The 11,493-nt window shown below is 47.0% G+C and carries 13 protein-coding genes; 9 read left to right on the top strand and 4 right to left on the bottom strand.

Annotated elements, in window-relative coordinates:
* The first annotated feature begins 5 nt into the window (after positions 1-5).
* Positions 6-1,685, top strand: coding sequence for a lytic transglycosylase (locus AC4PME_RS15235; RefSeq protein ID WP_491046393.1), 1,680 nt, complete (start codon positions 6-8; stop codon positions 1,683-1,685).
* A gap of 6 nt (positions 1,686-1,691) precedes the next feature.
* On the top strand, positions 1,692-2,744 hold the full coding sequence (locus tag AC4PME_RS15240; protein ID WP_303575609.1) for an ion transporter: 1,053 nt from the start codon (positions 1,692-1,694) through the stop codon (positions 2,742-2,744).
* 47 nt (positions 2,745-2,791) lie between these two features.
* Here AC4PME_RS15240 and cysS read toward each other — a convergent pair whose 3' ends face one another.
* The gene (cysS, locus tag AC4PME_RS15245) at positions 2,792-4,171 is read right to left on the bottom strand and encodes a cysteine--tRNA ligase (RefSeq protein WP_119501799.1); all 1,380 of its coding nucleotides are present in this window, start codon (positions 4,169-4,171) and stop codon (positions 2,792-2,794) included.
* Positions 4,172-4,343: 172 nt separating this feature from the next.
* Here cysS and AC4PME_RS15250 point away from each other — a divergent pair, with 172 nt between their 5' ends.
* The 4 genes from AC4PME_RS15250 (at position 4,344) to AC4PME_RS15265 (ending at position 7,411) form a co-directional block, all read left to right on the top strand.
* Positions 4,344-4,838 (top strand): peptidylprolyl isomerase, encoded by a 495-nt coding sequence (locus tag AC4PME_RS15250; protein WP_119501800.1) that lies wholly within the window; start codon positions 4,344-4,346, stop codon positions 4,836-4,838.
* A 76-nt stretch (positions 4,839-4,914) separates the two neighbouring features.
* Positions 4,915-5,652, top strand: coding sequence for a UDP-2,3-diacylglucosamine diphosphatase (gene lpxH / locus AC4PME_RS15255; RefSeq protein ID WP_491046392.1), 738 nt, complete (start codon positions 4,915-4,917; stop codon positions 5,650-5,652).
* Positions 5,653-6,030: 378 nt separating this feature from the next.
* Positions 6,031-6,390 carry a hypothetical protein gene (locus AC4PME_RS15260; RefSeq protein WP_491046391.1) on the top strand — a complete coding sequence of 120 codons (360 nt, stop codon included), beginning with the start codon at positions 6,031-6,033 and terminating at the stop codon, positions 6,388-6,390.
* A gap of 481 nt (positions 6,391-6,871) precedes the next feature.
* A complete protein-coding gene (locus AC4PME_RS15265) occupies positions 6,872-7,411 on the top strand; it encodes a hypothetical protein (RefSeq protein WP_491046390.1) in 540 nt (179 codons plus the stop codon).
* Here the strand turns inward: AC4PME_RS15265 and ybiA are convergent.
* The 3 genes from ybiA to AC4PME_RS15280 form a co-directional block, all read right to left on the bottom strand.
* A complete protein-coding gene (gene ybiA / locus AC4PME_RS15270) occupies positions 7,402-7,968 on the bottom strand; it encodes a riboflavin biosynthesis intermediates N-glycosidase (RefSeq protein ID WP_491046389.1) in 567 nt (188 codons plus the stop codon). The two genes, AC4PME_RS15265 and ybiA, sit on opposite strands and share 10 nt — an antisense overlap.
* Positions 7,969-8,019: 51 nt before the next feature.
* The gene (locus tag AC4PME_RS15275) at positions 8,020-8,619 is read right to left on the bottom strand and encodes a hypothetical protein (protein WP_491046388.1); all 600 of its coding nucleotides are present in this window, start codon (positions 8,617-8,619) and stop codon (positions 8,020-8,022) included.
* Positions 8,620-8,699: 80 nt separating this feature from the next.
* Positions 8,700-9,044, bottom strand: a complete 345-nt coding sequence (locus tag AC4PME_RS15280; RefSeq protein ID WP_491046387.1) for a hypothetical protein — start codon at positions 9,042-9,044, stop codon at positions 8,700-8,702.
* Positions 9,045-9,186: 142 nt separating this feature from the next.
* On the opposite strand from AC4PME_RS15280, the gene AC4PME_RS15285 reads away from it, so the two are divergent.
* The 3 genes from AC4PME_RS15285 to AC4PME_RS15295 form a co-directional block, all read left to right on the top strand.
* A complete protein-coding gene (locus AC4PME_RS15285; protein ID WP_491046386.1) occupies positions 9,187-10,134 on the top strand; it encodes a hypothetical protein in 948 nt (315 codons plus the stop codon).
* 157 nt (positions 10,135-10,291) lie between these two features.
* Positions 10,292-10,903: a hypothetical protein gene (locus AC4PME_RS15290; RefSeq protein ID WP_491046385.1), complete on the top strand. Its 612-nt coding sequence runs from the start codon at positions 10,292-10,294 to the stop codon at positions 10,901-10,903.
* Positions 10,904-11,122: 219 nt separating this feature from the next.
* Positions 11,123-11,493, top strand: a 371-nt coding sequence (locus AC4PME_RS15295; protein ID WP_491529646.1) for an alpha/beta hydrolase, incomplete at its 3' end; no start/stop codon positions are given.

Raw genomic sequence — 11,493 nt, forward strand, 5'->3', positions numbered from 1 at the left:
AATTAATGAAATCAGCACTGGGCCTGATTGCCAGTATCGCGCTTGCTGGCATGCTGAGTGGTTGTGAAACCACCGGTGAGAATGACATTGCCAGTGAGCAACCGCCTGAGTATACCGAACCTCAGGACTCAGACACCTGTGAAGTAGGCCAGACGACCATTGACGACGAGCAGGACTGTCAAATCGCCAAAGAAGGTGTTATTGAAGTTGTGCATCCTGTTGAAGATGTAGACGAGGCGCTGGATGAAGCGGTTGAACCGGAAGAACCTGAAGACGTTGTCATTGATGATGTGTGGACCCGCGCGGCTGCACAAATGGCCTTTGAGATCCCTGATGACAAGCGGGTAACCAGCCAGCGTAACTGGTATCTGAAACACCCTGAGTACATGGCCCGTGTGGTTAACCGTGCGCGTCCATTCCTGTACTACATTACTGAAGAAATTGAAAAGCGGGACATGCCGCTGGAAATCGCACTGCTTCCTGTCGTGGAAAGTGCTTTTGACCCCTTCGCATACAGCCACGGCCGCGCTGCCGGTATGTGGCAGTTTATTCCGGGTACGGCGAAACGTTTTGGGATCCGCCAGACCTGGTGGTACGACGGCCGCCGGGATGTTGTGGCATCCACACAGGGCGCACTGGATTACCTTACCTACCTGAATAACATGTTCGACGGCAACTGGTTACATGCCCTTGCGGCGTACAACAGCGGTGAAGGCCGCGTACTCAGAGCCATCAAACAAAACCGTAAAGCCGGTAAACCTACAGATTTCTGGTCGCTGGATTTACCCCGCGAAACCCGCGCTTACGTACCGAAACTTCTGGCCCTTGCTGACATTCTTAAAAACAAAGACCAGTACGGCTTTGCCTGGCCTGCTGTTGATAATGTCGAAGTGGTAAAACTGGTAGACATCGGCTCACAGGTAGATTTGGCGTTTGCTGCCGATCTTGCGGACATGGAACTGGAAGACTTGCATGCCCTGAATCCCGGCTTTAACCGTTGGGCAACCGATCCTGACGGCCCTCATCAGTTGTTGCTTCCGGTTGAGAAAGCAGAACAATTTACTACAGAACTGGCGTCCGTTGACCGTCATGACCGCCTGAACTGGGTGCGTCATAAAGTGAAAAGCGGGGACAGCCTGCTGCGTCTGGCAAAGAAGTATCATACAACAGCTGACATCATCAGAAGGGTCAACAGTCTGTCGGGTAACATGATCCGCGCCGGTGACTATGTCATGGTGCCGGTTGCTTTAAAAGAACTGGATTCTTATTCTTTGTCACAGGATCAGCGTCTGGCTTCGTTGCAGAACAAGCCCCGCTCATCGGTGAAAGTGACACATAAAGTCACCTCCGGCGATACCCTGTGGGATTTAGCCGTTAAATACAAAGTCAGCACCCGTGACCTGGCGAAGTGGAATGGTATGGCGCCGGCAGATCCGCTGATGCCCGGTAAAACCCTGGTGATCTGGCAAGGTGGCGATGCGCCGGAGAAGTCCTCCGCTTCCATCATCCGCTCTCTGACTTACACAGTTAAACCGGGAGACAGTCTTTCCCGTATAGCCAGTAAGTTTAATGTTAAAATCTCAGACATCACCAACTGGAATAATTTGAGCAAAAACCGCTATTTACAACCTGGTCAGAAACTCAAATTACACGTGGATGTAACGAGACTGAAAAATGTAGGATAAGCCACCATGCTGAGAATTAACTGGGACAACTTACGGAAAAGTCATGAAACGCCCTGGTTAATTCTTGATTTGGTTATGCTGGGTTTATTGCTGGTAAACCTGGCCTGGCTGCTCTTCGATGCCCTCTACGGCACTGCTGTCATCCACCAGCAACTGGAAATTCTGCTGCCGGGATTTACCGGCACCTACGACCCCATCCATAAAAATTTCATTCTTGTCGACCTGGTATTCATTGGCATTTTCTTTGTTGAGTTTTGCTTTCGCTGGGTTGTGTCAGTGGTACGAAAAGAGCATTTGCGCTGGTACTTTTTCCCCTTTCTGCACTGGTACGATATTGTCGGCCTGATCCCTCTCGGGGCAACCCGCATTTTCCGTTTTCTGCGTATTTTTTCGATTTTGCACCGGCTGCATAAATTCGACATCATCGACTTAAACCGTACCGCCATTTTTCGTTTCTTCCGCTTTTATTACGATGTTTTTGTGGAAGAGCTGTCTGACCGCATTGTCGTTAAAGTACTCAGCGATGCCCAAAAAGATATTTCAGCAGGGTCACCACTGGTTGACGATATTACCCGTCAGGTGCTCGCCCCCCGCCGCCCTGTTCTGACTGAATGGGTTGCAGGTGTGCTGAATCATTTCGGTCAGTCCATCAGCGACGGACATTATGGCGAAGCGATCCGCGAACACGTCAGACGCTCGGTAGGCAAAGCGGTGAAAAGTAACGAGCAGGTATCGACACTGCACTATATTCCGGTGGTGGGAAAAACCATTGAAAGCACGCTGGAGTCGGCTGTAACCGACATCGTGACCGCATCCATTATTAACTTACTTTCGGACATCGACGCCCGCAAGATTGATCATTTTGTAGAAGCCGGTTTACACGATTACACGCCGGTCACGGATGATTTGGATAAAGAGGTGCTGGGAGTGATTAACGAGTGTCTGGAGTTGGTGAAAGCCCATGTGGCACAACAGCGCTGGAAAACCGAACTGGCTGAAAAGAACCGGCCGGTGCCTGATGCCGGTATTGAGAACCAAACAAAAGGCCCGTTGGAATAATCCGCAGGGCCCTTTCATTCAGTATATTTTGAAAATACTGTCGCTTGTCAGCCTTTACGCCAGGTCGTTCCGGACGGTCCGTCTTCAAGAACAACATTCATTGCCGCCAATGCATCACGGGCAGCGTCCGCAGCCGGCCAGTCTTTCGCAGCACGGGCATCGTTACGTTGTTTGATAAGTGCTTCAATTTCGGCGCTCTCATCATCATTGCTGCCGCCCTGCAACCAGGTTTCCGGCGCGGTTTGCAAAATACCTAAAATCGCTCCCAGACCTTTCAGTACCGCAGCCAGTTTACCGGCTTCTTCCGCCCCGGCTTTTTGCTTATTGAGCTCGCGGGCCAGGTCAAACAGGACAGACATCGCTTCAGGCACATTCAAATCGTCGTTCATTGCCGTTTCAAAGCGCTCAAGGTAACCGCCGTAAGACAAATCAGTGGCAGAGTTTATATCCACACCGCGAAGGGCTGTGTACAAACGTTCAAGTGCTGATTTTGCCTGACTGATGTTATCCTGCGAGTAGCTCAGCTGACTGCGGTAATGAGCCGACATCAGGAAGAAACGCAGGGATTCTGCATCGTGTTCCTGCAATACATCACGCAGGGTAAAAAAGTTGCCCAGCGACTTGGACATCTTCTCGTTATCTACCTGCACCATACCGGTATGCATCCATGTGTTTACATACGGCGTATCAAAGGCACAGCAGGATTGAGCCACTTCATTTTCATGGTGAGGGAAGGTTAAGTCAGAGCCGCCGCCGTGAATATCAAAGTGTGCACCCAGGTGCTTGTGATTCATGGCAGAACATTCAATGTGCCAGCCGGGACGGCCGTCGCCCCAGGGCGAAGTCCAGAAAGGCTCTCCGGCTTTGGCTTTTTTCCACAGCACAAAATCCAGCGGATCATCTTTACCCGCCGCCACTTCAACGCGGGCACCGGCCTGTAACTGTTCCAGGTTTTGCTTGCTCAGTTTGCCGTAGTCACCAAACTTACTGACATCAAACAGCACATCACCGCTTTCTGCTACATAAGCAAAGCCTTTATCCAGCAGTTTTTCAATGATATCCACAATTTCAGCCATGTGCGTGGTTACACGGGGCTCGATATCCGGCTCAAGTAAATTAATGGCAGCGAAATCTTCGTGCATCATGGCGATGGTACGGGCAGTCAGTTCACCGGTGGTTTCGCCATTTTCATTCGCTCTGGCAATAATCTTGTCATCTACGTCAGTAATGTTACGCACGTAGTTCACATCAAATCCAAGATGGCGCAGATAACGTACCAGCACATCAAAGCTTAAATAGGTACGGGCATGCCCCATGTGGCTGAGATCGTACACCGTGATACCACACACATATAAACCCACGCATCCTTCTTTCAGCGGTACAAAAGGGGCTTTTTCCCGGGTCAGTGTGTTGTAAAGGTGTAGCATGGTTGTCCTCGTTTTTTAGCTCAGGATTCAAATTCGGGGCGAAAGTGTAGCACTACCCGTTGCGGTCGCACAGGTTTTGCCGCCTTTTAACAGTGATTAATTTAACTCACGGAGGAAATCAGCTACCATTACCCCACTTTAACCGCCGGGACACAAGATAAGGGGCGAATTCATGGTTACGTTAAAAACAAATTACGGTGACATCACACTGGAGCTTTTTGCAGATAAGGCACCGGCAACCGTTGAAAACTTCTTAAACTACGTAAAAGAAGGCTTTTACGACAACACGATTTTCCACCGTGTTATCGACGGTTTCATGATTCAGGGCGGTGGTTTCACACCGGATATGGATCAGAAATCGACCAACGCACCTATTGCCAATGAAGCGAACAATGGCGTTGCCAATGAAAAAGGCACAATCGCCATGGCACGTACAAATGATCCGCACTCAGCAACAGCGCAGTTCTTCATTAACGTGAACAACAACGACTTCCTGAACTTCTCCAGCGAATCAGTAAACGGCTGGGGCTACTGTGCATTCGGTAAAGTGTCTGAAGGCATGGACGTGGTTGAGAAAATCAAAGCTGTGAAAACCGGCACCAGCGGCTTCCACCAGGACGTACCTGCAGAGCCTGTTGTTATCGAAAAAGCGGTTATTGCTGAGTAATCCGGCGATACCTTTGTTCAGAGACAGTTCCTGCTGTCTCTGATCCCTCTTCCCCCATATTGTCACACTTAGCTGCATGCCATTTACTTACTTCATTGCCGATATTCACCTGAGCGAAGACCGTCCTGACATTACTCAGTGTCTGATGACTTTTTTAGAAAACGAAGCGCCACAGGCGGATGCACTCTACGTGCTGGGTGATTTGTTTGAAGTGTGGATAGGTGATGACAACAAAACGCCTTTCAATGACGCGATTGCAGCCGCATTTAAACAGGTCAGTAAAACCACACCGGTATTTTTCATTCACGGCAACCGTGACTTTGCAATCCGTCAGGAATGGGCAACCCAAGCCGGTATGACATTACTGCCCGAACAGGCTGTCATTGATTTATACGGCACCCCTACCCTCATCAGCCACGGTGATGAGTTATGTACAAAAGACATTGCCTACCAGAAATTCCGTAAGAAAAGCCGCAGCTGGTGGTGGCCACGGCTTATGCTGGCATTGCCACTTTCATACCGCCGTAAGGTCGCCGAGAACGGACGTAAGCAAAGCAAGTTAAACCAGCAGGGCCTGAAACCTGAAATCATGGATGTAACGCCGGAAGAGGTGGTGAAAGCCATGGAACACTTCAACGTACAGCGAATGATCCACGGTCACACCCACCGCCCAGCCATCCACGCCCTGAAAGCCAACGGTAAACCCGCTACCCGTATAGTGCTGGGCGACTGGTACGATCAAGGCTCGGTTTTAAAAGTCAGTGGAACGGAAGTTACGTTGCAGCAGCGGGATTTTCTTGTTTCTAGACAGTGATGGGTGAATTACTGAAATCAGCAGTCGGAAATGGAATCGTCGGCTAGAGACAAGGAGCGGACGGTCAACAATGTCATTTCCTACTTCTAATTTTGGTCAAAAGCGGATATCACCGAGATACTTGGTAAAGGACTGCTTCGTACGTGTAGCCGCCCCTTGAGTTTTATGAATTTCAACGGTGGTTAAAAATGCATTGCAGACATTCAAGTCATGTTGTCCATTTCCAAATTTAGTTGACCAAAACGAAGAGCATCTGTATTCCAAGATGATTAAACATCATCAGTAAATCACCAATAGAAACTAATGCAAAACGGTGGGTTTATCGCGAAGTTCGTATAAACTCACTTACTTAAATCGCGATAATAAGGAATTTGCATCATGAAACGTGCCTTACTCATATTAGGGTTACTCTTCGCCTCAAAAAGTATGGCTTTCGATCCCAAGGACGCGATTGATTTTCTCCAAAAAGAAGTAGACCCCGCACTTATTTTGGCTGGGCTGCAACAACTCAGAGAAGACAATAACGCATTCATCACTCATCTACGGCAAGAAAAAAGCTATCGTCCCGATGATTTATACCATGCATTGAATCTAAAATACTACTTGCGGCCAGTCAGGGCTGAAATGTATTGCGAAAACTACAAAATGTTTGTTTCCGAGAGTTTTAAGGTTTCATTTGAAGAACTCGAGCCGCCGATTGACGATGTGTGGCAGATAGTGAAAAAAATATGTCGTTAATCTTATTGTTGGTTTATAACCATTAACCTTGAAAGTTCAAATAGTGGAAAGCATGTTTTCTGCCTTATTAATGAGCGATACTAACTCGAAGACGGTGTAATGAAGGGCATTAAAGTTTCCAAAAACTTAACCACGACGAGGCAACAAGACTTCCAATATTTGCAATCCCGTTATCGCGATGAGCCCAATGCCAGCGTGTTTTTTCGAATAACAGAAAAATGGTATCACTCGCATCAGTTTGCATATCAATCACCTTCACATGAGCCCAACACGATTACCTTAGTGCCTTGTTTAGTTAACGGCCCCCCGTTTTTGCAGTGGACAAGTGCGACAACATTAATATTGAAGGAGTACTGGACTTACTGGTCGATACCTGTGGCTACACTTATGTAGAACTGTTGCAAATTGTCCAACAACTATTATTTGCGAAACACCCATCCAGCGATATCGCTTTTTTACGTCAGCTAGAAAGGGCATTAATATGAATAGAATGTTTAGAAAAGCATTACCACCAGACGTCGGGCGTACTTTGCTCAAAGGATGTAATTTGTCTCTATGTTTACTAGCGCTTAGCTACCCGCTCACCTCAATCGCTGCAACAAGTACAGAGTTTGATGAAACACATCAGGAGTCGCTTAAAGGTGCCTGGCAATGCCGCGCAAAAATGAATGACGGCATTTATCTGGAAATCAACACCACGGATGCGTTTATGGATAATGGGCTGTATGTTTCAGTGGGAAGCATGGTGATGATGCCAACACAAGGCTTTACCACCCTTGATTATACTCTGACGCAGTATTTCACATGGAAAGACACCCAAGATGGCATATTGCTGACCGTTAGCCACTCAGACATCAAGAACTTATCTGGCAGCGGACACGATGATATTTTTCCTATACAGAAATTGTTTTATGAAACTGGAGATAGCTTTGTGCTGCCTGTTAGTTGGCAAGGTGATGCACTTATCTTACAAAAATTAAACGGCAAACTGCTCTCAACCTGCTCCGAAATTCAGCCCTGAAGCTGCTGGCGCACTTGCATAAGGGCAAAACCCAATAGGTTCTCGCCCGGCCATTGACCAGGGTCATTGGCGCGTGTATCGGTTTCGCTTAGCCCAATACCCCACACCCCGTCTGACGGACTTGCCTCTACCAACACCGCATTATTAGTACTTAACAGAAATTGCTTAAGCGCCGAATTCTGTGAAAACTTGGCAAGATTACCCGCCACTACAATGTCGAATTTGTGTTTATCCCACACCCGGCTTTTGAAGCCTTGCACCTCTCTGCCCAACTGCTTGGCTGCTTTCACAGAAGGATTCTTCACAATGGCCTTAAAGTGCTTTTTATCGCCAAACAACAACGCTTTTTGCGCCATCATATAGTGCTCAGCACTGCTGTACCACACGTCATCCATCTGAAAACTCACGTCGAACCACTGACTTAAGCAACTTTTGTCGACATTGTTACCCTTAGGTTTGTGATGTTGGCAGAACAATAGAATGGCGGGCGAATAGCCATGCTGAAGTTGCTGTATCAGCGTCGCCTTATCCGTTGGTAGCTTCCCGTTATGACGCATTCCCCCGTCTCCGATTTCTTAGCAAATTGAATGCTGCACAATAAACATGAATCAGTGTGCCGGACAGTGATAGCCGTCACGCAGCTCGCAGGCGCGCTTGCCATCGTAAGTATAGATGGCAAAATCACGCAACCGCCTTACCGTTTCTAAATCGTAAAGCTGGTTATTTTTTTGGTCTGCAAGAATCTCATCTAAATAGTCTACTAAGGTCTTTGGCTCACCATCTACCCACTCAATAGCATTGAGATTTATGGCTTCATCGTGCAATAAGTATTCGAAGTAAAAACTTGCAGTTGTATTCATATCCACTACGCGTTTAAGCAAATGTTGCGGCGTGGGGTAACCATGGTGAGGCGTAGTGCATATAAAATATTGATGGAATTGTTGCCAGAATGCGGATACGTCGTTTGATATTCCGTTAATCGTGCCATCGGGTTCTTTAGGCGCTTGCTGTAGATACTTTAAAATCATCTTTTCAAACGCGACATAGGTAAGCTTGCCGAAAGTCTTATACAGCATCATAGTGTCGCAAATCTGGTTTGCGAGCGTGGCGATTTCTGCCTTTTTTGCTTCGGTGATGGTAGACGAAGGTGCCTGCGCATGAAGCGTGGCTGAAAACAGTAATATTAAGCACGCCGCGATTGTTTTCAATGTGTGTTCGTTCCTTGTCTTACTGATAATCATTTAGCAACAGTTTCTCGTTGTTTTCTCATAGGTTGAGCAGTCAACACTTAATCGTTTCGCGTAATTACCTGATAATCAAGCAATAACGACCTCAGTGAATAATACACCGACAAAACATCACTGCGTCCCGTGCTGTATTCACCCTGCTGGTTTTGTTTGTCTGCCATCGCTTCAAGCGCCGATAAAATGCGCTGCCAGCGGGTACACCACGGCAGCAGTGACATTTGTCTTCGCACCAAATCACACGCTGCCCCACGGGCAACAATACCGATTTGTCGGTCGTATTGTGCGCGCTCAGCCTGCTTACGTTGTTGCAACAACATCGCTTTTACTTCGCGCTGCACGACCCAAGGTAATACTATGCGCTGAAGCAGTGTTAAGCGATGAGGCATGGTTGTGTGTGCCTTACGGTTTATGGCAAAGTGAGAATGACTATGAAACAAAATGCACATTTTGTAAACGAAGGGCGTTTTTATTATCTTGGCGTTCGTGTAATCATGCCTGCGCGAATTTGTACTGCTAAAAGCGTTAATTATGGATAATCATTACATCGCTAGCGTTTTAAAACCTCAACTCCTCGCGGTTGGTTTGGACACGTCTTATATTACCCGATTCACTAACGCACTATCGCCCGTGGGACTTCAATCGCTATGTGATGAACACACCGCGTCGCCGAAACAGCCAAACACCTTGTTATTAGACTTATTGATTGTGTATTTCTCGCGAAGCGGTTTCGTTAGTACCTGGATACCCATTTTGTGTTACGCCCAGTCGCATGATCACAATTTCAGGTTAAACAAAGCGCGAGTACAAGACTGTTTAGCTTTTTTCGAACCACCAGAAGACCCGAGAACAACGGATGTTTGGCTAAAACAGTATTTTGAACATCTATGCCATCCAATGGTAACACTGGTGTTAGGTGGCGCTGCCCGGCGCACCACTCCGTTAACTATGCGCCGGGGGAGCATGACCGAGAGTAGTCTGGCCATCGAAGATTTAGCTGACGGACAAAGCATCACAGGCAGTTATTTTGAACCTTTGATTTACCCGATCTCGAATAGGGTAAAAACACGTTGCTGGCACATCGCTACCCGATATCAGGATGTGTTTCGCCTGCTGCATCTACACATTGTTATTGCTGCGGATGGTGTGCTGGAACCTTCATCAGAGCACAATAAACAACCGGCGATAGTGTTGTCAGAGGAAGTGGGCAGTGCGCGTTCGCACTGGCCTTATGAGGCAGAGGTGGGCCTGACAGTAAGTAGCGAAGACAGTGGCGCAATTATTTATCAGAAAGATATCCTGCCAAATTTTGATGATGACGGTTTTGTTTCTTTCGCATTAACAGCTGACGCAGTAGCAATAAGCAATTTACGCAAACAACTTTTAGCAGAAAGGCACCTGAGTTTTATGTTAGCCATTGGCAACGAAACTGCGCTGCATTTTGACTTTTGTGGCCCATCAACCGCCAGGCCAAGTTAACGCACAGCATGAACGCGCTGTGGCACACCAGTACAGGTGCGAAGGATGCTACAGTATTTTAATCGTGTTTGGTGCGCTGTTTACCACGTGCCATCGCGTCGTAGCTGTTGCGCGTAATTTTAAAGCAAGCAGTTGTAGATATTAAGAGGAATATAAAGTGACTGATTTGCCTTCTACTCAAAGCGACAGCAATACACCCGCCGAAATCCACCAATGGTTGGATGCACTGCCATTAAGCGACGAGCAGCGCGCCGATTGTGGTTATTTCATATACCTTCCAAGCACCCATCGGGTGTTATTGTTTGAGCGCGATAGCGATAGGTATTTTACCTTTTGGTGTTTGAAAACCCAGCGCTTATTGCATACGTTTGACATGGGAACAGACGACTTTATTACCGTGTTCAGTTCGGCTTCTGGCAACTGGTTGGTATGTATGCACGAACTGGATGCAGGTAATAGCCAATTCATGACCGTATTTTTGCATTATATCGGTGAGGGTTTCGATGCAAACAAACATCTTGAGGTGCAATACCTGCACAGTCTGGTAAGCACCACATTTGAAGTAGGGTTTGATGAGCATGACAACCTGTGGGTAGATGGGATGCATGTCTCGCTCCCCGAGGGACAGAGCGAGTTCATCATGGAATACTATACGCTATCGGCCAATAACGGCGCACCGGAAGTACAGCAGGTAGAGCCTTGCCCGTACGAGCGCATGGATACCGTAGGTTTTGATAAGTATCAAATTGAGCCATCGCCTATTGTGTAGGCGTAAAGCTGGTGATTTTTGAAATTAGTAACCTCGCATAAGCTCACAGAAAATAAGATAAGCTCCTTGTGTGCTCTTCGGTTTAAGGCTATTACATGCTGCAATGATGATGCTTAAATGATTGCTATACTTGCTAGGTATAAAACACAAACTACAGTTATACAAGCCTAATCTATTAGGCGTTTTTAGGCTTCAATTAATTATTAACAAGGACGTTTTATGAACAAGTTTGTATTTCTACTCATCCCAATTATCTTCCTTTCCGGCTGCGCTACACACGTGATTTTTACTGACAAAGCACACAAGCAAGAAACTCTGGATTGCGATACTGTTAGCCTGTTTCTCGATAAAAATGGTGACTTCTATCCTATTGATAGTACCGTTGATGAAAATCGTAAAATATCAAAACAAGAGCTCATACGAAGCCGGGCTAACCATCTTTATCAACAACTGAACAGGGGTTCAAAAGAGTTGGTGGTGTTTATCCATGGTTACAATAATGACTTTTACGAGGCAAAAACCAACTTTGATTTACTGAGAGATGAGGTGTTAAACAGTACACAAGGTCAAGGGCGGCAATTCGTATTTTT

The organism is Alteromonas sp., assembly GCF_984505615.1.

What these genes read in the sequence shown, in the direction of transcription:
- AC4PME_RS15235 (WP_491046393.1), top strand. Translation starts at nt 6, where the DNA reads ATGAAATCAGCACTGGGCCTGATTGCCAGTATCGCGCTTGCTGGCATG.
- AC4PME_RS15285 (WP_491046386.1), top strand. Translation starts at nt 9,187, where the DNA reads ATGGATAATCATTACATCGCTAGCGTTTTAAAACCTCAACTCCTCGCG.
- AC4PME_RS15280 (WP_491046387.1), bottom strand. Translation starts at nt 9,044, where the DNA reads ATGCCTCATCGCTTAACACTGCTTCAGCGCATAGTATTACCTTGGGTC.
- cysS (WP_119501799.1), bottom strand. Translation starts at nt 4,171, where the DNA reads ATGCTACACCTTTACAACACACTGACCCGGGAAAAAGCCCCTTTTGTA.
- AC4PME_RS15260 (WP_491046391.1), top strand. Translation starts at nt 6,031, where the DNA reads ATGAAACGTGCCTTACTCATATTAGGGTTACTCTTCGCCTCAAAAAGT.
- lpxH (WP_491046392.1), top strand. Translation starts at nt 4,915, where the DNA reads ATGCCATTTACTTACTTCATTGCCGATATTCACCTGAGCGAAGACCGT.
- AC4PME_RS15240 (WP_303575609.1), top strand. Translation starts at nt 1,692, where the DNA reads ATGCTGAGAATTAACTGGGACAACTTACGGAAAAGTCATGAAACGCCC.
- AC4PME_RS15265 (WP_491046390.1), top strand. Translation starts at nt 6,872, where the DNA reads ATGAATAGAATGTTTAGAAAAGCATTACCACCAGACGTCGGGCGTACT.
- AC4PME_RS15250 (WP_119501800.1), top strand. Translation starts at nt 4,344, where the DNA reads ATGGTTACGTTAAAAACAAATTACGGTGACATCACACTGGAGCTTTTT.
- ybiA (WP_491046389.1), bottom strand. Translation starts at nt 7,968, where the DNA reads ATGCGTCATAACGGGAAGCTACCAACGGATAAGGCGACGCTGATACAG.